Origin of the sequence: Pseudomonas sp. CFBP 8771 (assembly GCF_014841695.1) — a bacterium.
Taxonomy (GTDB): Bacteria; Pseudomonadota; Gammaproteobacteria; order Pseudomonadales; family Pseudomonadaceae; genus Aquipseudomonas; species Aquipseudomonas baltica.
Genome location: NZ_JACYUJ010000003.1, coordinates 291,278 through 315,109, shown reverse-complemented (window position 1 = coordinate 315,109; position 23,832 = coordinate 291,278). Strand labels below are relative to the sequence as shown.

The window sequence follows — 23,832 nt, the reverse complement described above, 5'->3', positions numbered from 1 at the left end:
GGGCTACCTGACCAAAGGCGCGTCGCATTACTTATTGCCTTGCCACAGAGAGCCTCACCATGAATCTTCTGACAGAATCGCCATTCACTTCCGTCGAGCACTCGGTCATCTGGCTGCTCATCCTGTTCTCCGTTGCCACCTGGGGCCTGGCCTTGCTCAAAGGGCTGCAGTTCGCCCGGCTCAAGGGCCAGGATCGCAAGTTTCACAAGCAGTTCTGGGCCGCTTCCAGCCTCGATTCGGCCGCCCACCTGGCGCAGGAACAACCCGGTGCAGCGGCCCGTGTCGCACAGTCGGGCTATGCCGCCATTCAGGTCAACGAGCAGGCGCACACCGATCTGAGCCAGGCCATCAATCATCAGGATCGGCTGGAGCGTGCCCTGCGTCAGCAAATCGTGCGTGAGCGGCGCTCGCTGGAGACTGGCCTTGCGGTACTGGCCAGCATCGGCAGCACCTCGCCTTTCATCGGCTTGTTCGGCACGGTGTGGGGGATCATGTCGGCGCTCAAGGGCATCAGCGCAGCCGGTTCGGCCAGTCTGGAAACCGTGGCAGGTCCCATCGGCGCAGCCTTGGTGGCGACCGGCGTGGGGATTGCCGTCGCGGTGCCGGCGGTGCTGGTCTACAACTATTTCCTGCGGCGCCTGAAGCTGACCGCGGCAGACCTCGATGACTTCGCCCATGACTTCTACAGCCTGGCGCAGAAGCACTCCTTCCGCGTACTGCAACATCCGGCGTTGGCTCGCAGTGGTGCTGCGGCTTCCGGCCACAAAGTGAAGGAGGCATCCTGACATGGCCTTTTCGACTCAGGACACGGACGAAGTGCTCAGCGAGATCAACGTGACGCCGCTGGTGGATGTCATGCTGGTGTTGTTGGTGGTGTTCATCGTCACCGCGCCGTTGCTGACCAATTCGATCCCGATCAACCTGCCCAAGACCGAAGCGGTGGCGCCTGCCGAGCAGAAGGATCCGCTGGTGGTCAGCATCGACGGGCAGGGGAAGCTGTTCATCAACAAGGACGAAATCCAGCCGGACCTGCTTCAGGTCAACCTGCAGAACGCCCGGCAGAAGGATCCTGATGTGCGGGTGCAGCTGCAGGCCGATGATGGCGTCAACTACGGCGAAGTGGCCCGGGCCATGGCCTCCATCGAAAAGGCGGGCATCACCAAATTGGCGGTGATCACTGCCAAGTAGTGTTATCCCCCTGTACCTGACACACCGCAGCGTCTGTTCGCGGTCACTGACCGCTCCTACAAAGGTATTGGATCCCCCGTAGGAGCGGTCAGCGGCCGCGAAGGGCTGAATGCAGGATACCTGACACACCGCAGCGTCTGTTCGCGGCCACTGACCGCTCCTACGGAAGTGTCGGATCCCCCGTAGGAGCGGTCACCGGCCGCGAAGGGCTCACTGCGCAGTATCGGCAGGATTGCGGTAGGTTTTGCGGTCGATGGATGATCTTGGGGGAACCTGCCCAGGTAGATCACAGTCCAGATCCGCACAGCTCACCCAGGATATCGACAGTGAAAGTAGGCATCATTTCCGACACGCACGGCCTGTTGCGGCCCGAAGCGGTGGCGGCATTGCAGGGCTGCGAGCGCATCGTTCATGCCGGCGATATCGGCAAGGGCGACATCGTCCAGCAACTCTCCGCGATTGCCCCGGTGCAAGTGGTGTCGGGCAACAACGACGTCGGCATGACCTGGGCCGACTCGCTCGCCGAGGTACTGCATTTCGAGCTAGAAGGCTGGCCCACCTTGTTGGTACACGACATCGCCGATGTACCCGCGGCGCTGCGCGAAGACACACGCCTGGTCATCACCGGTCATTCGCACAAACCGCTGATCCAGTGGCGCGGCGAGTGCCTGTACATCAACCCCGGCAGTGCCGGCCGTCGCCGCTTCAAGCTGCCCGTCACGCTGATGGTGCTCGACGTCCAGCCCGACGCGGTGCACCCGCAACTGGTCCACCTGCTGCCGTGATGCCTATCGCTCAACGCACCAGCGAATCCGAACCGATCTCGCTGATCGACTTGGCCCCGGTCAGCACCATGGCCACCCGCATCTCCTTCTCGATCAATCCCAGCAGATTGCTCACACCCGCGCCCCCGGCCACCGCCAGGGCGTAGATGAATGCCCGACCCAGCAGCACCGTGTCGGCCCCCAGCGCGATCATCCGTACCACGTCCAGCCCGCTGCGAATCCCCGAATCGGCCAGGATTGCCAGATCGCCCTTCACCGCATCGGCAATCGCCGGCAAGGCCCGTGCGCTGGACAGCACGCCGTCGAGCTGACGCCCGCCATGGTTGGACACCACGATACCGTCGGCACCGAAGCTCACGGCGTCGCGTGCGTCCTCGGGATCCAGAATGCCCTTGATGATCATCGGCCCGTCCCAGAACTCACGAATCCACTCCAGATCCTTCCAGGAAATCGACGGATCGAAGTTGCTCCCCAGCCAACCGATGTAGTCGGCAAGCCCGGTGGGATTGCCGCGGTAGGTGGAAATATTGCCCAGATCGTGCGGACGACCGTGCAGGCCAACGTCCCAGGCCCACGCCGGGTGCGTGACGGCCTGCCACATGCGCCGCATCGGCCCGTTGGCGCCGCTCATGCCCGAGTGCGCATCGCGGTAGCGAGCGCCGGGCACCGGCATGTCCACGGTGAAGATCAGCGTCTTCACCCCGGCGGCGCGGGCGCGCTCCAGGGCGTTCTTCATGAAGCCGCGGTCCTTGAGCACATACAGCTGAAACCACATCGGCCGGGTAATGGCCGGTGCGACCTCTTCGATGGGGCAGACCGATACCGTCGACAGGGTGAACGGAATGCCCTTGGCATCCGCCGCCTTGGCCGCCTGCACCTCGCCACGACGGGCGAACATGCCGCACAGGCCGATGGGCGCAAGCGCCACCGGCATGGCCAGAGTCTCGCCGAACAGCTGGGTTTCCAGGCTCAGCTCGGACATGTTGCGCAGCACCCGCTGACGCAGGGCGATGTCCGCCAGGTCACTGACGTTGCGTCGCAAGGTGTGCTCGGCGTAAGCGCCGCCGTCGATATAGTGGAACAGGAACGGCGGCAAGCGGCGCTGCGCCGCGGCGCGATAATCGGTAGAGGCAGAAATGATCATGGGCGCGCCATCTCCCGGACGTGAAGAACGGCGCAGACTGAACTGTTCGTTGGCATGGGTCGGATTCCCTGATTGTTGTTGGAGATCTGCCAGGAGCAAGCTGAATTGGTAATACCAATTTACAATGTATTGGCTACAGATTAAGAGTGGCACAGGGCGTCTGTCAATTTGCCCGGCTGTGTAGCGGTAAGGAGAGAGGAACGCTGGCTGCGGTTGTCTATGACCTACCTACTTGAATGCCAGGCTCTTATTCGAATGAACACTCCCCGCATCGGCTTCGCCTGCCAATACCGACACGCGATCCGCGCCCTGACCCTCGCCGAATTGAAGCTCATCGAGGGCGCCTACAACCCCCGCACCACCACCTTGCGCTGGATGAACAGCGTCGCCACGCAAGTGGCTCACGAAAAGCTTCAAGAGGTCGTCCGCCACAACCTGCAGGCGCAACTGCAACTGCTCGACTATGTGGCGCAACTGCCCGAAGCCATGCGCATGCTGCGCCTGAGCAGCGACCTGCTGCCGTTCTACAGCCACCCGCAGGTGGCGGCGTTCTACCAGCAGCCCGAGCGCCAGGCGTGGCTGGCCGAACGCTTCGCGGCCATGGGCCAGTTGGCACGCGATTCAGGCATCCGCCTGTCTTTCCATCCCGGCCAGTTCTGCGTGCTGGGCTCGGACAAGCCACCGGTGGTGGAAAACAGCCTGGCGGAATTCGAGTACCACGCCGACATGATCCGCATGATGGGTTACGGTGTGCAGTTCCAGGACTTCAAGTGCAACGTGCACATCGCCGGTCGCCTTGGCGCCGAAGGCATCCGCGCGATCTGGCCGCGCTTGTCCAGCGTGGCGCGCCACTGCATCACCTTCGAGAACGAAGAGAAAACCTACGGCGTCGACGACTGTTTGCAGCTCGCCGACTTGGCGCCCGTGGTGCTGGATATCCACCACTGCTGGATCAACGAGAACGACTACATCGACCCGAACGATCCCCGCGTGGACCGCATCATCGACAGCTGGCGCGGCGTGCGCCCGGTGATGCATTACTCGCAGCCCCAGGAGCGCCTGCAGGAACTGGGCTTCAGCGCCGAGCAGAAGCTGGAGATGCAAACGCTGCTGCAGGTGGTGTCCAAGCGCGACCTGTATGGCCACAGCGAGCTTATGTGGAACCACTGGACCAACCTCTACGCGCTGCAGTTTCTCGAGCGCTTCGACATCATGTTCGAGGCCAAGCACAAGAATCAGGCCACCCTGGAGTTCCATCGGCGTTACATGATGTAACCACTGCGCACCCCCCAAGAGGCCGAACCTAGAGCCTCGGCATGGGTCTGCATTGAGGACTATCGACGCCTGCACACTCGAGGAATCCTTGCATGACGCTTACGCCGGTTACCGCTCTCGCCCCGTTGCACGCTCGTGGGCAACGCCCATGAAGGATCGCCCGACCCATTCCCTGGCCTTCGACCATTTCGACCTCGACGACGAACAGCGCCGCGAAGCGCTGTTCACCCTGGCCAACGGCGTGATCTCGTGGCGCGCCTGTTCGCCCGAGGCCTGCGCCGTGCCACAGCCCGAAGGGCATTACCCCGGCCTGTACCGGGCGGGCTGGTACGACGATGCCGCACGCCAGGTCAACGGCACCACCACCCATACCGCGGCGTTGGTCAACCTGCCAGACCCCTTCGGCTTGACGCTGTCGCTCAATCACCAGCCGTGGTTAGAGCTTGGGCCGGACACCCTGCAGTCCTATCACCAGCATGTCGACATGCAGCGCGGTGTTCTGACCCGTCGGCTGTCGTTGCTGCTGGACGATGTTCCGGTCGAACTCGTCGAGACCCGTTTCGTCAGCCTCGCCAATGCACAACTGGCGGTGCTGCGCTGGGAGCTGCGTGCCCAGAAACCGCTGACCGGCCTGCGCGTGCGTACGACGCTGGACAACAGCCGCAGCAATTATCTGATCGAACGCGACCGTGACTACGAAGGGCGCCGTTTGCACAGCCATCGCTGGGAACACCTGGTAGATGGTCGGGCAGGGGTCGTGGCGACCCTCGATGACTCGTCGCGCAAGGTCGCCGTGGCCGTGCAGACCTGCGCCCCGTGCCAGTGGCAGGGGCAAGTGGCGGACGACCGTCTGGTGCAGGAAGCTGATGTCGAGTGGCCCGAGCACGGCCCGCTGGTACTGGAAAAGCGTGTCATCGTTCAAGTCGACGACGAGTTTCACGGACTGTCGAGCAGCATGGCGGCACTGCCCGACGCCAGCCATGCGCAATTGCTGGCTGCCCATGAGCAGGCGTGGCAGGACACGTGGGAATACGGGCGCATCCGCGTTGCCGATCCGGCTGTCGACCACCCCCTGCAGTTCGCCGGCTGGCATATCCAGCAGACGGTTTCTCCACTGAGCATGAGCCATGACCTGGGGTTTCCGGCGCGCGGCTGGCAGGAGGGCTACTTCGGCCAGGTGTTCTGGGACGAGCTGTTCGCCTTTCCGTTGTTCGCCACCCACCGTCCGCAGCTGGCCAGCTCGTTGCTCGACTATCGCCATGCGCGTCTGCCGGCAGCGCGGCGCCGGGCCGCTCGGCTGGGCTGTTCCGGCGCAATGTTTCCGTGGCGCAGCGCCCACGATGGCGAGGAACAGACCCCGCCGTTCCAGTACTACCCACTTTCCGGCCATTGGGTGCCCGACCCGACGCACCTGCAGCGTCACATCGGCTCGGCCGTGGCCTATGACGCCTGGACGCTGTACCTGGCCACCGGTGACGAACAGCAACTGGCCGGAAAGATCGGCGACCTGATCATCGAGGTCGCGCGCTACTGGGCCAGCGTGGCGCGCTTCGACGAATCCCGGCAGCGCTACGTCATCGAAGGCGTGATCGGCCCCGACGAATACCACAACGCCTATCCCCATGCCGAGCAACCGGGCCTGGACAACAACGCCTACACCAACCTGATGGCAGTGTGGACGCTGTGCCGTGCACTGGACGTGCTGCAGCGATTGCCGACGGCGCTGCGCGAAGACCTCGTCGAACGCCTGGCACTGCGTCCCGACGAGGCATCGCACTGGGAACATGTCAGCCGCAACATGTTCTTGCCATTCACTGCCGACGGTGTGCTCGACCAATTCGAGGGCTTCGAACGATTGCAGCCCGCCCCGGATGAGTGGAAAAGCGAGGACAACCCACGCCTGGACTGGATGCTCGAAGCCCGCGGTGATCATTGCGACCACTATCAGGTCAGCAAGCAGGCCGACACCCTCATGCTGTTCTACCTGTTGTCCAATGAGCAGTTGCACGCCCTGTTCGCCCGCTTGCGCTACCCGTTCGACGACGACATCGCGCGGCGCACCATGGACTATCACCTGGGCCACGTCTTTCATGAGTCGAGCCTGTCTAAAACCGTCTGCGCCGGTGCGCTGGCTCATACCGACAGTGATGCCTCGTGGATGTACTACCAGCACTGCCTGCGCACCGATCTGGACGCCAAGCCCGACAGCGGCGTGCGCGAAGGCGTCCACCTGGCAGCCATGTCCGGCGCCTTGGACGTCATGCAGCGACATTACCTGGGTGTGTGTCCGGCCGTGGAAGGGCTGCGGGTGTTCCCGGCGCCACCGCCCGGTCTGGGCGACGTCAGCCTGGCAGTGCAGTTTCATGGGCAGTGGGTGGATGTGACGCGTATCGATGAAGTGATCACCGTGCACTTGCGTGAGTTGTCGACCCGAGCAATCACCTTGATCCACGCGCTGGGCACGGAACAGCTCGACCCCGGCTCGTCGGTCAACGTCAGCGGCTGAGTTCAGCAGGCGGCGAGCACGGCATCAGGACGCCTCATCAATGGGCGCAATCAGCTCCGCACCCTGGTTGCGCACATTGCCAACGGCCTTGCTCACCGTATGCCATCGGAAGTCGGCCACCGGCCGGCCTTCATGCTGGGCGATCTCCAGACTGCGCTCGGCACTCACGTCGGCTTCCAGCCATTCCCGCGCCTGCTCCGGTGCCAGCACCACGGGGCGGCGATCGTGGATATCGACCATGCCTTCATTGCTGGCATCGGTGATGATCACGAAGCCATCACCTTCACCAGGCTCAAGCCCAGGCGTGACCTGCGCCAGGGCGGCGAAGAACATCGGCGTCTCGTCCGCAAGATGAATGAACCACGGCTGCTTCTTTTTCGGGTCGTCGGCATCCTTGACCCACTCGTACCAGCCGTTGGCCGGCACCAACACACGCCCATTGGGCCACAGTTGCTTGAAGAACTTGCCGGTGGCCACGGTTTCGACCCGGGCGTTGATCGGGGCAGGGCGCTTGCCCTGAGCCCAGAACGGCGCCCAGCCCCATTTCACCGAATCGATCAGCAAGCCTTGCTCAGTACCCTGCAGTACCAGGGCGCGCTGCGTCGGCGCAATGTTGTAGCGTGCCTGCGGCTGTGGGTCGACATAGCTGATGACCTGCTGACGCGGGGCCAACTCGCGCAGATAGACCTCCATCGCTTCGTACATCGAGTAGCGACCACACATGGTGTTCTCCGTCAGATTGTCGCGGTCTTTGGTTGACCTCGAGGTTCTTACAAAGTTAACTGTATATTCGTACAGTATCAATACCAGGCAATCCCATGATCACCATTCTTGGCCCGCTCGCCCAGGGCAGCACCGCGCATCCGCTGTATTCGTTCAAGGTCCCGGCCGGTTTTCCCTCGCCTGCGGCCGACCACATGGAACAGCGCATCTCGCTGGACGAGCTGCTTGAAATCCGCGCACCGCACATCTATTTGGTGCGCATCCAGGGCGACAGCATGCAGGGCGCCGGGATTTTCTGCGGCGACCTGGTGATCGTGGATCGCTCGATCGAGGCCGAGCACGGCCATGTCGTCATCGCGGCGGTGAACAGCGAACCGGTGTGCAAGCGCCTGCACAAGCGCGGTCGCGAGGTGATCCTCAAGTCGGCCAATCGCGATTACCCGCCGCGCTACATCATGGAAGGCGACGAATTGCTGATCTGGGGCGTGGTCACCTTCAGCGTACGCGCCCATGAAAAGGAATGAGCCGGTCTTCGCCCTGATCGACTGCAACAGCTTCTACGCCAGCTGCGAGCGGGTGTTTCGCCCGGACCTGGCGAAGACCCCGATCGTGGTCCTGTCCAACAACGATGGCTGCGTGATCGCTCGGTCCGCCGAAGCCAAGGCGCTGGTGAAAATGGCCTCGCCGTATTTCCAGATCAAGAACCTGCTGCGCCAGCATGGCATCGTGGCGTTTTCCTCCAATTACGCGCTATACGGTGATATCAGCGAACGGGTGATGTGCATCATCGAGTCCATGGTGCCGGCCCTTGAGGTCTACAGCATCGACGAAGCGTTCGCCGACCTCACCGGCATGCATCAGGACCTGGACGCCCTGGGCCGAGACATTCGCGAACAGGTCTACCGGCGCACTGGCATCCCGGTAGGCGTGGGTATCGCCGGTACCAAGACCCTGGCCAAGCTGGCCAATCATGCCGCGAAGAAATGGCATAAACAGCTGGGCGGCGTGCTCGACCTGCGCGAGGCGGGACGCCGCGATCGTCTGTTGAAAGTCACCCCGGTGAGTGATGTGTGGGGCATCGGGCGCAAGATGAGCGCACACCTGCAAGGCATGAACATCGCTACCGCCTGGGACCTGAGCTGCGCCGACCCTGCGCTGTTGCGCAGCCGGTTCAGCGTGGTGATCGAAAAGACCGCCCGTGAACTGGGCGGCACGCCCTGCCTGGCGCTCGAAGACCCCGATCCGCCCAAGCAGGAAATCTGCTGCAGCCGGATGTTCGGCAAGCGCCTGACCGAGATCGCGCCGATCCGCGAGGCGGTGGCCAGCTACGTGATGCGCGCTTCGGAAAAACTGCGGGCGCAGCATTCGTTGTGTCGGCAGCTGCGCGTAAGCGTGCGCACCGGCATGCTCAACCCGCTGGAAGCCAAGTACGCCAACGGCGTGGTGGTGCAGCTGCCATACCCCACCGACGATGTACGCCTGTTGACCAAGGCGGCGGTGCAGGGCTTGGAATTCATCTTTCGCAGCGGCTTCACCTACAGCAAAGCGGAAATACTCTTGCTGGGCCTGTGTCAGCGCGGCGAGTTCACCGACGACCTGTTCGCCAGCGCGCAACCGGCCGCCGCCGAGCGGCTGATGCAGGTGCTCGACCAGGTCAACGGTCGCTGGGGCAGGGGCACGCTGCGCCCAGCAGCGGTGCCGACCAACCCGGACTGGGGCATGCGTAGGGAGATGATGAGCCAGAGCTATACGACGCAGCTCGAGCAGCTGTGGACGGTCAGGGGGTGAGCGTTCCATCGCGCCTGTAGTTGGGCGCGGCAAACGATGAGGTGGCCGGTGTCGTTCCTAGACGCGCCGAACGCTGACACCCAGCCGAGCCGCAAGCCTTGCCAGATTGGCGCGATCCAGGCCGAGGCTCTTGGCAGCAGCGGTGATATTGCCTCGGTGCTGCATCAATGCGTTTTCCAGGAGCTCTTTCTTGTAGTCATCAACGGCGGCCTTGTAGTCGAGGGGCATCGACCGAACGGAATCGCTTGAACGCGCGGGCTCGGTTTCCAGGACTCTGGCGGTGGTCGGAAGGTCGAAATCGTCTGCCAGCAGAACGAGCATGTCTTTACGGGCTGAACCGGAACCCCGCTTTTTCGCCTTCAACACGGCCCTGGCGATCTGGTGCTCCAGCTCGCGAACATTCCCCGGCCAGGCGTATTGCCCGAGCGCCTGTTTGGCTGGGGCGGCGAACCGCACCGGAGGCAGTGCCATGCGGTACCGGTTTTCCTCGGCGAACGCGCCTGCCAGAAGAAGGATGTCCTCCTTGCGCTCTCGCAGTGGCGGCACGCGCAACGGGTACACGGTCAGACGATGATAGAGGTCGGCACGAAATCGACCTGTCCGAACCTCTTCGGCCAAGTCGCGGTTGCTCGCGGCCAGCAAACGAATATCCACCACGTGTGAACGGTCGGAGCCCACGCGCTGCACATCACCGCCTTGCAGCACCCGCAGCAGCTTGGCCTGCACCGACAGCGGCAGCTCGCCGATTTCATCGAGGAAGAGCGTGCCCCCACTGGCCATCTCGAATTTGCCGAGGCGGTTCTCGACGGCGCCTGAAAACGCGCCTTTGACGTGACCGAACAGTTCGCTTTCGACAAGGTGTTCCGGCAAGGCGGCGCAGTTGACGCTGATCATCGGCTTGTCGGCACGGTGAGAGTGGCTGTGGAGCCGACGCGCCACCAGTTCTTTGCCAACGCCCGTTTCACCAGTAATGAGTACGGTCAGCTCGCTGGGCGCCACCAGGTCGATTTCTCCCAGCAACTGTTTGAATGCCTCACTGGTACCGATCATCCGTTGAGGTCCGCCCTGGTGGGCCAGTCGGTAGGCATCGGCTCGCTTGCGTTCGCCCTCGAGAGTGCGCATCAGCTCGTCGAAATGCCCGGCGGCCACCACCGTAGCGGCGGCCAGGCGCGCGAAGGTTTCCACCGTCTGCAGATCGTCCTCGGAAAATTGACCCACGTTCAGCGCGTCCAGGGTCAGAACACCCCAGATTTTCTCGTTGATGCGCAGGGCGCAGCCCATGCAGTCGTGCACAGGCAACGCGCTGGCGCCGATCAGGCCGTCGTAGGGGTCCGGATAAGGACAGTCGGGCGCAAACAATATCGCTCCCGGTGCCTCGACGATCGCTTTCAAGCGCGGATGGCTGTCCACCGGGTACCGTCGCGCCATGGCATCCACCGCCAGCCCATGGGCGGCTTCGGGTATCAGAACGTGATCTTCGAGGCGCAGGATGGCGACGGCATCGGTGGGTACCAATTCGCGAAGCGCATCGAGCACACGCTGGTAACGGTATTCTGCGCTGATCTCCGCAGTGAGATCGCTCAGCAGCGGGAGAAGCGCCTGGAGAGCCCGTGATGACTGAGTCGAAATGACCTTGCCTTTCATATTTGGGTCTTTTTAACCGAGTCTAAAAGACTCTTAAGAATAGATGAAGGACTGATTTTATTGGATTTTCTGTATGGCATAGCGGTTGCTATGAAGATAGCACCCATCTGCATCCGGAGTTCACATGCTCACTCAAGCTCAGCGCGACATCATCAAAGCGACCATCCCCCTGCTGGAAACGGGGGGTGAGGCACTGGCTACGCATTTCTATAACATCATGCTGGATGGCCATCCAGAGGTCAGGCCTTTGTTCAATCAGGCGCATCAGGCAAACGGCTCGCAACCTCGGGCGCTCGCGAACGGTGTGCTGATGTATGCCCGCAACATCGATCGTCTGGAAAACCTGGGACCGCTGGCAAGCCAGATCGTCAACAAGCACGTTGCGCTGCAGATTCTTCCCGAGCACTACCCGATCGTGGGTGCTTGCCTGTTGCGCGCGATTCGTGAAGTGCTGGGTGAAGAAATCGCCACTGATGAAGTGATAGCAGCATGGGCGGCAGCCTATCAGCAGTTGGCCGACATTTTGATCAGTGCTGAAGAACAGGTGTACGAAAACGTCGCCGCCGCACCCGGTGGGTGGCGCGGCGGGCGCATGTTCCGGGTCGCCGGCAAGGTGCCTGAAAGCAGCGAGATCACCTCGTTCTACCTGGAACCGGTCGATGGCGAACCCGTCATTGCGCATGAACCGGGCCAGTACATCAGCCTGCGCCTGAACATCGATGGGAACGAGTGCCGGCGCAGTTACTCGCTGTCGGCGCCATCCTCGGGGGTGGGGCTGCGCATCAGTGTCAAGCGCGAGCCCAGTGGTGTGGCTTCCAATTATCTGCACGACCAGATTATCGCTGGGTCAGTGCTCGAGCTCTTTCCACCTTCCGGCAACTTCACGCTTGCAGAAGGTACCAAGCCATTGGTGCTGATCAGTGGCGGGGTGGGTATCACGCCGACGATCGCTATGGGTGAAACTGCGCTGCAGGCAGGTGATCGTCCTGTGGTATTCATCCACTATGCAAAAAATGCCCAGGCTCAAGCGTTCAGAGACCAGCTTCGTGAATGGCAGCAACGTTTCCCGCAGTTCAGGGCCTACATCGTTTACAACGAGGCCAGTACCGATGCAGGGGCGCAGCCTGATGCCGTCGGCATGCCTTCGATAGAGCAGCTGCAGCAATGGTTGCCCGCTGACCGCAACGTGGATGCCTACTTTCTCGGCCCCAAACCGTTCATGGCATTCATGAAGCGAACGCTTCGAGACATGGGCGTACCGGACGGTCAGGCGCATTATGAGTTTTTCGGACCTGCAGAGGCGTTGGTCTAGCACTGGTCAGGTCGGATCGCTAACCGGCACGACCAATCGAGAGGAGGGATGAGAAATGCCGAAACCCGACATGCTGTCCGAATGGGGGATCACGCATCCGATCGTTCAAGCGCCCATGGTAGGTGTCTCGACGCCGCAATTGGCAGCAGCTGTTTCCAATGCCGGTGCATTGGGCTCCATCGGTCTGGGGGCCAGTACGCCAGAGCAGGGGCGTGAGTTGATCCGGCAGACCAGGGCGCTCACCCACAAGCCCTTCAACGTCAACATGTTCTGCCATCGCCCGGCTGCGTTCGACCACGCCAGAAACGATGCGTGGCTGCAGTATCTTTCAAGTTTCTTTCCCGAGTTCGACGCTGCACCTCCGCCGGTCTTGAAAGAAATCTACAAAAGCTTCGTCGATGATCGAGCCATGCTCGAGATGCTCGTCGAAGAAAAACCGTCGGTCGTCAGCTTTCATTTCGGCGCGCCGCCTGTGCAGTGGATCGATGAGCTCAAGTCGGCGGGTATCTGCGTCATCGGTTGCGCAACGACGTTGGCCGAAGCACAGCAGCTGGAGCGCGCAGGCGTTCAGGCCATCATTGCCCAAGGGTACGAAGCCGGCGGGCATCGGGGGGTGTTCGATGATGGGTTCGGACAAGACCAGCAGATGGGCCTGTTCGCGCTGTTGCGCATCATCGTTGAAACCGTGGATCTGCCGGTCATTGCCGCCGGCGGGATCATGGATGGTGCCGGGATAAATGCAGCGCTGATGCTCGGCGCAAGTGCTTGTCAGCTGGGAACGGCTTTCATTTTGTGTCCGGAGTCGTGTGCAACCCCAGAGCACCGGCAGGCGCTGAAAAGCGCGAAGGCGAGTCAGACACGGGTTACCAGCTATGTATCGGGCCGACCGGCCCGCGGGATTCCGAATCGTCTGTACCTGGAGTCCGGAACCGACAGCGTCCCCATGCCAGCCGAGTACCCGTTGGCCTACGATGTTGCCAAAGCCCTGCATGCAGCGGCCAGCGCCAAGGGATGCCACGATTTTGCAGCCCAGTGGGCGGGTCAGGGCGCACCGCTGGCCAGGGAGCTGCCTGCGCAAAGGCTCGTTCAGGCCCTTGTCGAAGAAATGCAGGCGGCCTCTCGCTTCAGTCATTCATGAAAAAACCGGGCAAGTGCCCGGTTCTTTCACTGACGCTTCAAGCTTATCGAAACGCTGGCACCACCTCATTGATGAACAGCTCCAACGACTTCTTCTTTTCTGCATGGGGCAGGCTGTTGTCGCACCAGAAGCTGAACTCGTCGACGCCCAGTTCCTGGTAGTACTTGATGCGCGCGATGATTTGTTCGGGCGTGCCGATCATGGTGTTCTTGCGGATGTTCTCCAGTTCGAACTCGGGGCGCTCGGCGAACTTGGATTCCGGGCTGGGTTCCAGGAAGCCGTTGACCGGGGTGGTCTTGTTGCCGAACCAGGCGTCGAAGGTGCGGTAGAAGCGCGAGATCGCCGTGGCGCCGACCTTCCAGCCGTCGGGGTCGTCACTGGCGTGAACGTGGGTGTGACGCAGCACCATCAGTTGCGGGCGAGGTACGTCCGGGTTGTTCGCCAACGCCGTTTCGAACTTGTTCTTGAGATCGACCACTTCCTCGTCGCCCTTCATCAACGGCGTGACCATGACGTTGCAGCCGTTGGCGACGGCGAAGTTGTGCGAGTCGGGGTCGCGCGCGGCGATCCACATCGGTGGCGTCTTGATCGGCTTCGGCACGCTGGTTGAGGTGGGAAACTTCCAGATCTCGCCATCATGGGCGTAGTCGCCTTCCCACAGTTTACGCACCACCGGCACCATTTCGCGCAGGGCGTTGCCGCCACTGCTGGCCGGCATGCCACCGGCCATGCGGTCGAATTCGACCTGGTAGGCGCCGCGAGCCAGGCCGACTTCCATGCGCCCGTTGCTGATCACATCCAGCAGTGCGCATTCGCCTGCAACACGCAGCGGGTGCCAGAACGGCGCGATGATGGTACCGGCGCCCAGATGGATGGTGGTGGTCTTGCCGGCCAGATACGCCAGCAGCGGCATGGGGCTCGGGGAGATGGTGTACTCCATGGCGTGGTGCTCGCCGATCCATACCGTGCTGAACCCGCCTTTTTCGGCCATCAGGGTCAGTTCGGTCAGGTCTTCGAACAGTTGCCGGTGGCTGGTCTTGTCGTCCCAGCGCTCCATGTGTACGAACAGCGAAAATTTCATCTTGCCTACCTCGGATCTGTTGGCGGTGATTCGTCCCGGCCGGGGGCTTGCCGCAGCCTGGGTATGGGAGTGTCAGGCGAAAGCGGGAAGGGCGCCCATTTTGCCGCGGCAGTAGACCAGCGGGCTTTGCGGGGCGCTGGGTACCAGCAGATTCTTCACCGCGCCAACCATGATTGCGTGGTCACCACCCTCGTACTCGCGCCACAGTTCGCACTCGATGACCGCAATGGCATTCTTGAGTACCGGATTACCCAGAGCGCTCATGCTCCACTCGATCCCGTCGGCCTTGTTCTTGCCTTTGCTGGCGAAGGCGTAGGCTTCGGCCTGCTGGTCGCTGGAAAGCAGATGGATGGCGAAGCGCTTGCTGCGAATCAAGTGGGGGTAGGAGTCGGCTTTGTAGTTGGGGCAGAACAGCACGAGGGCCGGATCGATCGACAGCGAGCTGAAGGCACTGGCGGTCATGCCGACCAGTTGGCCTTCGTCGTCCAGCGTGGTGATCACGGTCACGCCAGAGGGAAACGAGCCCATGACTTGTTTGTAGATTTCGGCATCGATCATCAAAGGCACCTCTCGTTTATTCGAATATTTGTTGGTCTGATGGTATACCAAAGAAATGTTTGTGCAACCCTGAATTTCAGTCGCCAGATACACAACTGGCAACGGCTTGGGGTGGCGGGACTGAGCGATCCACTTGCCTTTTCTTGGTATACCGTAATATGGTCTGTCTATCAGAAGCGGGTCGTTGCATCGATCCGGATTCCTACAAGAACAACAACAGACTCGAGTGAAAGACTATGTCCGAGCGTACATCGCAAGACCCATTGATCGAGAGCTACACCGTCGAGCAGGTCCCTTCCACCGAGCGCCATGGGCGGGCTCGGGACCTGTTCACACTGTGGTTCAGCACCAACATTGCGCCCCTGCCGATCGTGACCGGCGCCATGGTGGTACAGGTGTTCAACCTCAACCTCGCCTGGGGGTTGCTGGCCATCGTGCTCGGGCACTGCCTGGGTGGGCTGGTCATCGCCTTGTCCTCGGCCCAGGGGCCGCGGCTGGGCATTCCGCAGATGGTCCAGAGCCGCGGACAGTTCGGCCGCTTCGGCGCGCTGCTGATCGTGTTTTTCGCCGCATTGATCTATGTCGGCTTCTTCATCTCCAACATCGTGCTGGCCGGCAAGTCGATCCACTCGATGGTCGAGCCGATCTCCCTGCCCGTAGGCAGCGTGATCGGCGCCTTGGCCGCCACCGCCATTGGTGTGCTGGGCTACCGGTTCATCCATACCTTGAACAAGATCGGTACCTGGGTGATGGGCGGCGCACTGCTCGCCGGATTCGCCTATGTGTTCAGCCAGCCGTTGCCGGTCGACTTCCTTACCCGTGGTGGCTTCACCCTGGCGGGGTTCATCGCCACGGTGTCGTTGGGAGTGATCTGGCAGGTCAGCTTTTCGCCCTACGTATCGGATTACTCGCGCTATCTGCCGACCGATATCGGCATCGCCAAACCGTTCTGGGCCACCTATGCCGGTGCCACCCTGGGGACCATCCTGTCGTTCAGTTTCGGCGCGGTGGTGGTGCTCGCAACGCCGCCGGGCACCGAAGCGATGACTGCTGTGGCGCAGGCCACCGGGGCGCTGGGCCCGCTGCTGATGCTGCTGTTCCTGCTCAACATCATCAGCCACAACGCCCTGAACCTGTACGGCGCGGTCCTGGCCATCGTCACCGCCGTGCAGACGTTCGTGGCCCACTGGACGCCCAGCGTGAAAGTACGCATCGTGCTGTCGGCGCTGGTGTTGAGTGGCTGCTGTCTGGTGGCGGTGGGCGCCTCGGGTGACTTCATCCAGGACTTCATCGGCTTGATCCTGGCACTGCTGCTGGTGTTGGTGCCCTGGGCGTCCATCAACCTGATCGACTTCTACCTGATCAAATACGGCAACTACGACATCGAGTCGATCTTCGCCGCCGACGGCGGGCAGTACGGGCGCTTCAACTGGCACGCGATCATCGCCTACGCCTGTGGCATTGCCGTGCAGCTGCCGTTCGCCAACACCGCCTTGTATGTCGGCCCCTACGCCCACCTGGTCGAAGGTGCCGACCTCTCCTGGCTGGTCGGCATCGTGGTGACCTGCCCACTGTTCTACTGCCTGGCCACGCGCAAGCAACAGCGCGCAGAGCGGGTACGCGCCGGATACGCCAAGTAGTTCGAACCGACAGAAACAGCACCTGCAAAAAGGCCCCGATCACTCGGGGCCTTTTGCGTTGCGGGGTAGAAGGCGCGTTGCAGGCTCAGTGCGCGCCAGCCGCCTTGTTGAGGTCAGCGTCTTCCCACTGGGTGTACACGCAGGCATCCGCCGCTGCCCAGCGCACCTGGACCTGCTCACCGGCCTGCAAGGGCATGCCGGCTGCAGACAAGGCCTTGACCGTCATCGGCGTGCCACCCTGGGTCACGACGCTGCAGGTCTGGCTCTCGCCGAGAAACAGCGTCTCGGTGACCGTGGCGGCGATCTGGTTCCAGCCCGGCAGCAGCGGTTGCTCTGCAGCCTGCGCGGCGCTCAATGCCTGGGCTTTCTCGGGACGTACCATCAGCAGTACCTGCTGGCCCGTATTGGCGCCGGGTGTCAGGCGCTTGCCCAGGCTGGCGCCTTCGAAGCTGCCGGAACCGTTGCTGGTGGTGGTCAGCTTGAGGAAGTTGGAGTTGCCCAGAAACGAGGCCACGAAGGCATTGGGCGGGTTCTGATAAAGGTCGTAGCCGCTGCCCAGCCCGACAATCTTGCCGTGGCTGAAAATCGCGATACGCTGCGACAGGCGCATGGCCTCTTCCTGGTCGTGGGTCACGTAGACGATGGTGATGCCCAGGCGCCGGTGCAGCTGGCGCAGCTCATCCTGCAGGTCTTCGCGCAGCTTCTTGTCCAGTGCGCCCAACGGCTCGTCCATGAGCAGAATGCGCGGCTCGTAGACCAGGGCGCGAGCGATGGCAACGCGCTGCTGCTGGCCACCGGACAGCTGCGAAGGGCGACGGTGTGCGAAGGCCTCGAGCTGCACCAGCTTGAGCATTGCGTCGACCTTGCGATCACGCTCGGCGCGGCCCAGCTTGCGGATGTCCAGGGGGAAGGCAATGTTGTCGCGCACCGACAGGTGCGGAAACAGCGAATAACGCTGGAACACCATGCCGATACCGCGCTTGTGCGGCGGCACGTTGACCAGCGACTGGCCGCTGACCAGGATCTCGCCGGAACTGGGTGTCTCGAAGCCTGCCAGCATCGACAGGGTGGTGCTCTTGCCCGAGCCACTGGAACCGAGGAAGGTCAGGAACTCGCCGTTCTTGATGTCCAGGTCGATATTGTCGACCGCAGCGAAGTCGCCGTAATGACGGTTCAGGCCGCGGAGGCTGACCAGGGTGTCGCCGGCCTGCACGGCCTGTTGTTTGATCACAGCACTCATGTCCAGCTCCTAGGCGTTGACGGGGTTACGGCGACGAATGATTTCGGCAGCCACCATGACCAGCACCGACAGGGCGATCAGCAGCGTCGAGGCGACGGCGATCACCGGCGTCAGGTCCTGGCGCAGGGTGGTCCACATTTTCACGGGAAGGGTCTGCAGGGTGGGGCTGGCCATCATTACGCTGAGGACCACTTCATCCCAGGAAACCAGGAACGCGAACAGGCCGCCGGCGACCATGCCCGGACGAATGGCCGGGAACGTGACCTTGAAGATTGCCTGCAGGCGGGACGCACCACAGATCACTGCGGCATCCTCGATGGACTGGTCGAACAGCTTCAGCGAGTTGATGATCGAAATGATGGTGAAGGGCAGGGCGACGATCACGTGGCTGACCACGAACGAGAACACCGTGCCGGTGTAGCCCAGCTTGAGGAACAGCGCATACACGGCCACCGCGATGATCACCACTGGCACGATCATCGGCAGGGTGAATAAGGCATACAGCAACTCGCGGCCCGGAAACTTGCCACGCACCAGCGCGAAGGCCGTCGGCAGGCCCAGCAGTACCGCGAACACAGTGGTCAGCGCAGCGACTTTCAAGCTCGACCAGGCCGCTGCCATCCACTCGGGGTTGGCGAAGAACTGCAGGTACCACTTGGTGGTCCAGCCCGGTGGTGGAAACACCAGCCACTGGGATGAGCCGAACGACAGCAGCACGATGAAGACGATCGGCAACAGCAGGAACAGGCCGATCGACCCCGTGGTGAGGTACAAGCCCACGCGCAGGCGTCGACTCATGGCATTGGGGGTAAGAAGCATGATGACTTACCTCGAATTGCTGGAGCCGACCGGGGATTCCGGTTGCAGCTTCAGATAGAAATAGAACAGCACCAGGGTGATCAGCACCAACAGTGCGGCAGCAGCGCTCGCCAGACCCCAGTTGAGGAAGGATTGCACCTGTTGCACGATGAACTCGGGCAGCATCATGTTCTGCGCGCCACCCAACAGCGCCGGAGTCACGTAATAGCCCAGCGACATGACGAACACCATCAAGGCACCGGAGAACAGTCCCGAGCGGCACAGCGGCAGGAATACCCGGAAGAAGTTGGTCCACGGACTGGCGCCGCAGATGGCGCCGGCCTGCAGCACCATCGGGTCGATGGCCTGCATGGTGGCCTGCAGCGGCAGAACGATGAACGGAATCATGATGTAGCTCATGCCGATCACCACCCCGGTCAGGTTGTGCACCATCTCCAATGGCTGGTCGATGATGCCCAGGGCCATGAGCAACTTGTTGACCACCCCCGACGCCTGCAGCAGCACCAGCCAGGAGTAGGTGCGCGCCAGCAGGCTGGTCCACATCGACAGCAGCACGATGCTGAAGATCCAGCGGCCCCAGCCCCGTGGCACCAGGGTGATAACCCAAGCCAGTGGAAAGCCCAGCAATACGCTGAACAGGGTCACCAGCCCGGCCACCGAAAAGGTGTTGAACAACACCCGCGCATAGGCCGAGTTGGCGAACAGTTCGCGGTAGTTGTCCAGCCCCGGTGTCGGCTCCAGCACGCCGCGCAGCAGCAGGCCAATGAGCGGGGCGAAGAAGAACAGGCCGAGAAACACCAGCGCCGGGATCAGGTTGCTCGACCCGCGCCAGCGCTGGATCAGGCTCGGGCGCGGCTGGGCGGCGTGCAGCGCACCAGGGCCGCCGGCGGCGCCCCCGGTGCTGCCGAGGGCGGAGGGCGAGGACAGCTTCACTTGACCAGCCATTCGTTCCACCGTGTCGCGATAGAGGGGCCATTCTTGGCCCAGTAGGCGAAGTCCAGAGTGATCTGGTCGTCAACGTGCGCGGTCGACAGGTTGGGCGCCAGAACCGAGTCCAGGCGCTGCACGCTTTCAGTGTTGACCGGGGCGTAGGCCGTCAGATTGGAGAAATCGGCCTGGCCCTTGGCACCGGTGGCGTTGGCCACGAAGCGCATGGCTGCCTCCTTGTTTTTCGAGCCCTTGGGCACGACCAGGAAGTCGGCCATCGCCAGGTTCTGCTTCCAGCTCACGCCCACCGGAGCGCCATCCTGTTGCAGGGCGTAGACCCGACCGTTCCAGAACTGACCCATGGTGACTTCGCCCGAGGCCAGCAGCTGCTGGGACTGGGCGCCGCCGCCCCACCAGACGATGTCCTTCTTGATCGAATCGAGCTTCTTGAAAGCGCGGTCGAGGTCCAGTGGATAGAGCTTGTCGGCAGCGACGCCGTCGGCCAGCAGGGCGATCTCCAACACGCCTGGGCTGGGCCACTTGTACAGTGCGCGTTTGCCGGGATAGGCCTTGGTGTCGAACAGTGCAGTCCAATCCTGGGGTTTGCCGGCGCCGACCTTGCCTTCGTTGAAGCCCAGCACGAATGAGAAGTAGAACGAGCCCACGCCGTAGTCGGAGACGAAGCGCGGGTCCAGCTTGGTGCGGTCGATGACCTTGAAGTCCATGGGTTCGAGCAGGCCTTCGCTGGCCGCACGCAAGGCGAAATCGGCTTCCACGTCGACCACGTCCCACTGCACGTTGCCGCTCTCGACCATGGCCTTGAGCTTGCCGTAGTCGGTGGGTCCATCCATGACCACCGCTGTGCCGCTGCTCTTGCTGAACGGATCGGCCCACGACGACTTCTGCGCGTCCTGGGTGGTGCCGCCCCAGCTGACGAAGCTCAGCGTCTCGGCTGCCACGGCAGTGCCTGCCGTGAACGCCAGCGTCGCTGCGGCCAACGCCGCTATCGCACGTTTTTTGAATACCATCTTGTACGCCCTCATTTGTCATTGTTTGAGCGGGCTGTTTCCACACCCGCGTATCGGGAGCAGTCAGGTCGTGGCGACCTGGGCGATCGTTTGTTTCAGATGCCGTTGCCGTCCATGGCGGATGCATCCGGTCCGGGTGCCTGGAATGCGATGCTTTCGACCACTTCGAGGTCGTAGCCCGTGAGACCTGCGTACTTGAGCGGCGGGCCCAGGTGACGCAGTTTGCCGACGCCCAGATCCTGGAGGATCTGCGCGCCGGTACCGACTTCCGAATAGATGCGTGTCTGCGTACTCGAATAAGGGCGCACCGGCTGGGTCAGGTGCGGTACGCGCTCGAGCAGGGCCTGGGAAGACTCGTGATTGGCCAGCACCACCACCACGCCCGTACCGTGCTCGGCGACTTTCTGCAGCGCCGCCCACAGCGTCCAGTTGGCGGGACCTGTGTACTCGGCGCCGACCAGGTCGCGCAGCGGGTCGATGACGTGCACCCGCACAAGAGTCGGATCTTCGCGGCGGATGTCGCCCATGACCATGGCCATGTGCACGCCGCCCTGGATGCGGTCTTCATAGCTGACCAGGCGGAACGTGCCGTGCACGGTAGGCAGCTCGCGCTCGCCCATGCGCGTCACCGTGTGCTCGGTGCTCAAGCGGTAGTGGATGAGGTCGGCGATGCTGCCGATCTTGATGCCGTGACGCGCAGCGAACAGCTCCAGATCCGGACGACGCGCCATGGTGCCGTCGTCTTTCATGACTTCGACGATCACCGCGGCAGGGGTGAAGCCGGCCAGCCGCGCCAGGTCGCAGCCGGCTTCGGTATGCCCGGCGCGGGTCAGCACACCGCCTTCGCGGGCGCGCAGGGGAAAGATGTGGCCCGGTTGCACCAGGTCGGCGGCAACCGCCTGAGGCGCCACTGCGGCGGCAACGGTGCGCGCCCGATCGGCGGCGGAGATACCGGTGGTGACCCCGCTGGCGGCTTCGATGGAAACCGTGAACGCGGTGCCGAACCCGCTGCCGTTGCTGGGTACCATCTGCTCCAGCCCCAGCCGCTGGCAGCGTTCCTCGGTGAGGGTGAGGCAGATCAATCCGCGTGCTTCGCGGGCCATGAAACTGATGGCCTCGGCCGTGCAGCGGTCGGCGGCGAGCAGCAGGTCACCTTCGTTTTCGCGGTCTTCGTCGTCCACCAGCAAGACCATCTTGCCTTGACGAAAGTCCTCGATGATTTCTTCGATGCTGTTGAACGCCATGCCTGCACTCTCTGGGATGACTGGTCTGGGATAACTGGCCTAATCGTGGTATACCATAATACGTACATTACCCCCTGTCGAGGTGAAAATGAAGGCTTATTGGATTGCTCATGTAGACGTTACCGATCCTGCGCAGTACGTGCTTTACACCCAGCGCGCGCCGGCGGTTTTCGCCCAGTTCGGGGGGCGCCTGCTGGCCCGTGGGGGGCGTTCGCAAGCCATGGAAGGCAGGGCCACGCCGCAGCGCAGCGTGGTGATCGAGTTCGATTCGTACGCCCAGGCGCAAGCCTGTTACGAGTCCAGGGAATACCAGGAAGCAGCCGCCCTGCGTGCGGGCGCCGCGAAGGCCGAAGTGATCATCGTCGAAGGTTGCGAGGCGGTCGCCGGCTAGCGCATGAAGTGGATGCGGCCGGTATCGTCGTTGCCCATGTAGATGCCGTAGGTACCGGTCGCGCGCTCCTGGATGTAGCGCTCCAGGATCTGCCGGATGGCGGGGTAGTAGATGCTGTCCCAGGGAATGTCCTGCGGCGCGAAGAACTGCCGTGCGGCAGTTTCCGGGCCGAATTCGTCGGTGATCTCCAGGGCCATCGCGCGAAAGATGATGTACACCTCGCTGATCCGCGGGACGCTGAAGATCGAGTACGGCGAGAGGATTTCGGCGCGCACTCCGGCTTCTTCCCACAGCTCGCGCAGGGCGCCTTCCTCGGTGGTTTCTCCGCTTTCCATGAAGCCTGCGGGCAGCGTCCAGGTGCCGGGGCGCGGCGGGATCGCGCGCTGGCACAGCAGGTACTTGCCGTCGGTTTCGACGATGCAGCCGGTGATGACCTTCGGATTGACGTAATGGATGTGGCCGCAACCGGAGCAAAAGGTCCGCTCATGGGTATCGCCCGCAGGGATTCCGAGGCTCAGGCCGCAGGCACCGCATTGGGGGCAAAACCGTGGAGTGGCCATGGCGGTCAGCGTCCGATGCGCGGTTCGTTGAGGGCTATGGGCGCGGCGATGTCGCGCACCTTGTGGTCGTCGTTGCGCTGCTGACGCAATGATTCCAGGGCCACCTTCGCAGCGGCGCGGACGTGATCGACGGACGCCTGGTGGGCCGCCATCGGATCGCCGCTCTTGATCGCGGTGACGATGCGTTCCATTTCGTCGCTACTGACGCCGCGGCGGTTTTCCTGCGACACCGAGGTGGCGCGCAGGTAGCTGATGCGGGCCTGCAACTGGCGCAACTGGGTAGCGGCGACCTGGTTGCCCGAGCCTTCGAAGAGCACGTCGTAGAAACCCTGGACCGAGCTCAGCACGTCGGACAATGCACGCTCTTCGAGCGCCTTGCGGTTGACCGCCAACGCTTTTTCCAGGGCACGGATGTCCCGGGCCTTGGCATTGAGGGTGAACAGCTGGACGATCAGGCCTTCGAGCACGCAACGCAGCTCATAGATGTCGCGAGCGTCTTCCAGGGTGATGATGGCCACGCGTGGACCCTTGGCGTCGGCGAATTCCACCAGGCCTTCGGATTCCAGGTGTCGCAGCGCCTCGCGCACCGAGGTACGGCTCACGCCCAGGCGCTCGCACAGATCACGCTCGACCAGGCGATCGCCCGGCAGGAGCTGGAAGTTCATGATGGCGCTGCGCAACTTGTCGAGCACGATTTCGCGCAGGGTGACGGGGTTGCGATTGACCTTGAAGCTGTCGTCGAGGGGCAGGCGTTTCATCGGGTCCGCTCTGTTGAAAAGGCAAAAAAACAGCGGCGAGTCTAGCACGCCACCCGGCCTTGCTGCCCAACGGCGACAGGCCA

23 protein-coding genes are annotated in these 23,832 nt (G+C 62.6%); 11 read left to right on the top strand and 12 right to left on the bottom strand.

What is annotated here, in order from left to right; genetic code table 11:
* Positions 1–59: 59 nt before the first annotated feature.
* From IFT80_RS08970 to IFT80_RS08960, 3 genes are all read left to right on the top strand, one after another.
* Positions 60–785 (top strand): MotA/TolQ/ExbB proton channel family protein, encoded by a 726-nt coding sequence (locus tag IFT80_RS08970; protein ID WP_122477649.1) that lies wholly within the window; start codon positions 60–62, stop codon positions 783–785.
* 1 nt (position 786) lies between these two features.
* Entirely contained in the window at positions 787–1,188 is a 402-nt protein-coding gene (locus tag IFT80_RS08965; RefSeq protein ID WP_122477651.1) for an ExbD/TolR family protein, read from the top strand.
* 326 nt (positions 1,189–1,514) lie between these two features.
* Complete coding sequence (locus IFT80_RS08960; protein ID WP_192137352.1) at positions 1,515–1,973, top strand: YfcE family phosphodiesterase; 459 nt, start codon at positions 1,515–1,517, stop codon at positions 1,971–1,973.
* A 10-nt stretch (positions 1,974–1,983) separates the two neighbouring features.
* Here the strand turns inward: IFT80_RS08960 and lldD are convergent, their stop codons facing one another.
* Positions 1,984–3,117: an FMN-dependent L-lactate dehydrogenase LldD gene (gene lldD, locus IFT80_RS08955; protein ID WP_122477655.1), complete on the bottom strand. Its 1,134-nt coding sequence runs from the start codon at positions 3,115–3,117 to the stop codon at positions 1,984–1,986.
* Positions 3,118–3,372: 255 nt separating this feature from the next.
* Here lldD and uvsE point away from each other — a divergent pair, with 255 nt between their 5' ends.
* Together uvsE and IFT80_RS08945 are read left to right on the top strand one after the other, a co-directional pair.
* Positions 3,373–4,392: a UV DNA damage repair endonuclease UvsE gene (gene uvsE / locus IFT80_RS08950; protein WP_192137351.1), complete on the top strand. Its 1,020-nt coding sequence runs from the start codon at positions 3,373–3,375 to the stop codon at positions 4,390–4,392.
* Between the two features lie 148 nt (positions 4,393–4,540).
* Positions 4,541–6,898, top strand: a complete 2,358-nt coding sequence (locus IFT80_RS08945) for a glycoside hydrolase family 65 protein (protein WP_192137349.1) — start codon at positions 4,541–4,543, stop codon at positions 6,896–6,898.
* Positions 6,899–6,922: 24 nt separating this feature from the next.
* Here the strand turns inward: IFT80_RS08945 and IFT80_RS08940 are convergent, their stop codons facing one another.
* Positions 6,923–7,621, bottom strand: coding sequence for an SOS response-associated peptidase family protein (locus IFT80_RS08940; RefSeq protein ID WP_192137347.1), 699 nt, complete (start codon positions 7,619–7,621; stop codon positions 6,923–6,925).
* 95 nt (positions 7,622–7,716) lie between these two features.
* On the opposite strand from IFT80_RS08940, the gene IFT80_RS08935 reads away from it, so the two are divergent.
* Together IFT80_RS08935 and umuC are read left to right on the top strand one after the other, a co-directional pair.
* Positions 7,717–8,145, top strand: coding sequence for a LexA family protein (locus tag IFT80_RS08935; protein ID WP_122477662.1), 429 nt, complete (start codon positions 7,717–7,719; stop codon positions 8,143–8,145).
* Complete coding sequence (gene umuC / locus IFT80_RS08930) at positions 8,132–9,409, top strand: translesion error-prone DNA polymerase V subunit UmuC (RefSeq protein WP_192137345.1); 1,278 nt, start codon at positions 8,132–8,134, stop codon at positions 9,407–9,409. Before IFT80_RS08935 ends, umuC begins: the two co-directional genes overlap by 14 nt.
* Before the next feature lie 57 nt (positions 9,410–9,466).
* Here umuC and norR read toward each other — a convergent pair whose 3' ends face one another.
* The gene (gene norR / locus IFT80_RS08925) at positions 9,467–11,053 is read right to left on the bottom strand and encodes a nitric oxide reductase transcriptional regulator NorR (protein WP_192137338.1); all 1,587 of its coding nucleotides are present in this window, start codon (positions 11,051–11,053) and stop codon (positions 9,467–9,469) included.
* Positions 11,054–11,177: 124 nt separating this feature from the next.
* On the opposite strand from norR, the gene hmpA reads away from it, so the two are divergent.
* Together hmpA and IFT80_RS08915 are read left to right on the top strand one after the other, a co-directional pair.
* A complete protein-coding gene (gene hmpA, locus IFT80_RS08920) occupies positions 11,178–12,365 on the top strand; it encodes an NO-inducible flavohemoprotein (protein WP_192137336.1) in 1,188 nt (395 codons plus the stop codon).
* A 70-nt stretch (positions 12,366–12,435) separates the two neighbouring features.
* The gene (locus IFT80_RS08915; protein WP_244652375.1) at positions 12,436–13,503 is read left to right on the top strand and encodes an NAD(P)H-dependent flavin oxidoreductase; all 1,068 of its coding nucleotides are present in this window, start codon (positions 12,436–12,438) and stop codon (positions 13,501–13,503) included.
* Between the two features lie 43 nt (positions 13,504–13,546).
* Here IFT80_RS08915 and IFT80_RS08910 read toward each other — a convergent pair whose 3' ends face one another.
* On the bottom strand, positions 13,547–14,584 hold the full coding sequence (locus tag IFT80_RS08910; RefSeq protein WP_122477671.1) for an LLM class flavin-dependent oxidoreductase: 1,038 nt from the start codon (positions 14,582–14,584) through the stop codon (positions 13,547–13,549).
* Positions 14,585–14,656: 72 nt separating this feature from the next.
* Positions 14,657–15,142, bottom strand: coding sequence for a flavin reductase family protein (locus IFT80_RS08905; protein ID WP_122477673.1), 486 nt, complete (start codon positions 15,140–15,142; stop codon positions 14,657–14,659).
* 236 nt (positions 15,143–15,378) lie between these two features.
* On the opposite strand from IFT80_RS08905, the gene IFT80_RS08900 reads away from it, so the two are divergent.
* Entirely contained in the window at positions 15,379–16,782 is a 1,404-nt protein-coding gene (locus IFT80_RS08900; RefSeq protein ID WP_192059734.1) for a purine-cytosine permease family protein, read from the top strand.
* 85 nt (positions 16,783–16,867) lie between these two features.
* Here IFT80_RS08900 and IFT80_RS08895 read toward each other — a convergent pair whose 3' ends face one another.
* The 5 genes from IFT80_RS08895 to ribBA all read right to left on the bottom strand — a co-directional run bounded on the left by IFT80_RS08895 (position 16,868) and on the right by ribBA (position 22,040).
* Entirely contained in the window at positions 16,868–18,022 is a 1,155-nt protein-coding gene (locus IFT80_RS08895) for an ABC transporter ATP-binding protein (RefSeq protein WP_192137332.1), read from the bottom strand.
* Positions 18,023–18,031: 9 nt separating this feature from the next.
* A complete protein-coding gene (locus IFT80_RS08890; RefSeq protein WP_122477679.1) occupies positions 18,032–18,841 on the bottom strand; it encodes an ABC transporter permease in 810 nt (269 codons plus the stop codon).
* Between the two features lie 6 nt (positions 18,842–18,847).
* Entirely contained in the window at positions 18,848–19,786 is a 939-nt protein-coding gene (locus IFT80_RS08885) for an ABC transporter permease (RefSeq protein WP_192137330.1), read from the bottom strand.
* Positions 19,771–20,796, bottom strand: a complete 1,026-nt coding sequence (locus tag IFT80_RS08880; protein ID WP_122477683.1) for an ABC transporter substrate-binding protein — start codon at positions 20,794–20,796, stop codon at positions 19,771–19,773. Before IFT80_RS08880 ends, IFT80_RS08885 begins: the two co-directional genes overlap by 16 nt.
* A gap of 95 nt (positions 20,797–20,891) precedes the next feature.
* A complete protein-coding gene (gene ribBA, locus IFT80_RS08875) occupies positions 20,892–22,040 on the bottom strand; it encodes a bifunctional 3,4-dihydroxy-2-butanone-4-phosphate synthase/GTP cyclohydrolase II (protein WP_192137328.1) in 1,149 nt (382 codons plus the stop codon).
* A gap of 88 nt (positions 22,041–22,128) precedes the next feature.
* Between ribBA and IFT80_RS08870 the strand changes: the two genes are divergently transcribed.
* A complete protein-coding gene (locus tag IFT80_RS08870) occupies positions 22,129–22,431 on the top strand; it encodes a DUF1330 domain-containing protein (protein WP_122477686.1) in 303 nt (100 codons plus the stop codon).
* Here IFT80_RS08870 and IFT80_RS08865 read toward each other — a convergent pair.
* Positions 22,428–22,991: an NUDIX hydrolase gene (locus IFT80_RS08865; RefSeq protein ID WP_192055357.1), complete on the bottom strand. Its 564-nt coding sequence runs from the start codon at positions 22,989–22,991 to the stop codon at positions 22,428–22,430. The two genes, IFT80_RS08870 and IFT80_RS08865, sit on opposite strands and share 4 nt — an antisense overlap.
* 5 nt (positions 22,992–22,996) lie before the next feature.
* Positions 22,997–23,749 (bottom strand): GntR family transcriptional regulator, encoded by a 753-nt coding sequence (locus tag IFT80_RS08860; RefSeq protein ID WP_122477690.1) that lies wholly within the window; start codon positions 23,747–23,749, stop codon positions 22,997–22,999.
* Positions 23,750–23,832 lie beyond the last annotated feature (83 nt).

Bases quoted from the DNA above. Each gene is read 5' to 3' on its own strand.
- IFT80_RS08970 (WP_122477649.1), top strand. From the start codon at position 60: ATGAATCTTCTGACAGAATCGCCATTCACTTCCGTCGAGCACTCGGTC.
- IFT80_RS08965 (WP_122477651.1), top strand. From the start codon at position 787: ATGGCCTTTTCGACTCAGGACACGGACGAAGTGCTCAGCGAGATCAAC.
- lldD (WP_122477655.1), bottom strand. From the start codon at position 3,117: ATGATCATTTCTGCCTCTACCGATTATCGCGCCGCGGCGCAGCGCCGC.
- uvsE (WP_192137351.1), top strand. From the start codon at position 3,373: ATGAACACTCCCCGCATCGGCTTCGCCTGCCAATACCGACACGCGATC.
- IFT80_RS08945 (WP_192137349.1), top strand. From the start codon at position 4,541: ATGAAGGATCGCCCGACCCATTCCCTGGCCTTCGACCATTTCGACCTC.
- IFT80_RS08940 (WP_192137347.1), bottom strand. From the start codon at position 7,621: ATGTGTGGTCGCTACTCGATGTACGAAGCGATGGAGGTCTATCTGCGC.
- IFT80_RS08935 (WP_122477662.1), top strand. From the start codon at position 7,717: ATGATCACCATTCTTGGCCCGCTCGCCCAGGGCAGCACCGCGCATCCG.
- umuC (WP_192137345.1), top strand. From the start codon at position 8,132: ATGAAAAGGAATGAGCCGGTCTTCGCCCTGATCGACTGCAACAGCTTC.
- norR (WP_192137338.1), bottom strand. From the start codon at position 11,053: ATGAAAGGCAAGGTCATTTCGACTCAGTCATCACGGGCTCTCCAGGCG.
- hmpA (WP_192137336.1), top strand. From the start codon at position 11,178: ATGCTCACTCAAGCTCAGCGCGACATCATCAAAGCGACCATCCCCCTG.
- IFT80_RS08915 (WP_244652375.1), top strand. From the start codon at position 12,436: ATGCTGTCCGAATGGGGGATCACGCATCCGATCGTTCAAGCGCCCATG.
- IFT80_RS08910 (WP_122477671.1), bottom strand. From the start codon at position 14,584: ATGAAATTTTCGCTGTTCGTACACATGGAGCGCTGGGACGACAAGACC.
- IFT80_RS08905 (WP_122477673.1), bottom strand. From the start codon at position 15,142: ATGATCGATGCCGAAATCTACAAACAAGTCATGGGCTCGTTTCCCTCT.
- IFT80_RS08900 (WP_192059734.1), top strand. From the start codon at position 15,379: ATGTCCGAGCGTACATCGCAAGACCCATTGATCGAGAGCTACACCGTC.
- IFT80_RS08895 (WP_192137332.1), bottom strand. From the start codon at position 18,022: ATGAGTGCTGTGATCAAACAACAGGCCGTGCAGGCCGGCGACACCCTG.
- IFT80_RS08890 (WP_122477679.1), bottom strand. From the start codon at position 18,841: ATGCTTCTTACCCCCAATGCCATGAGTCGACGCCTGCGCGTGGGCTTG.
- IFT80_RS08885 (WP_192137330.1), bottom strand. From the start codon at position 19,786: ATGGCTGGTCAAGTGAAGCTGTCCTCGCCCTCCGCCCTCGGCAGCACC.
- IFT80_RS08880 (WP_122477683.1), bottom strand. From the start codon at position 20,796: ATGGTATTCAAAAAACGTGCGATAGCGGCGTTGGCCGCAGCGACGCTG.
- ribBA (WP_192137328.1), bottom strand. From the start codon at position 22,040: ATGGCGTTCAACAGCATCGAAGAAATCATCGAGGACTTTCGTCAAGGC.
- IFT80_RS08870 (WP_122477686.1), top strand. From the start codon at position 22,129: ATGAAGGCTTATTGGATTGCTCATGTAGACGTTACCGATCCTGCGCAG.
- IFT80_RS08865 (WP_192055357.1), bottom strand. From the start codon at position 22,991: ATGGCCACTCCACGGTTTTGCCCCCAATGCGGTGCCTGCGGCCTGAGC.
- IFT80_RS08860 (WP_122477690.1), bottom strand. From the start codon at position 23,749: ATGAAACGCCTGCCCCTCGACGACAGCTTCAAGGTCAATCGCAACCCC.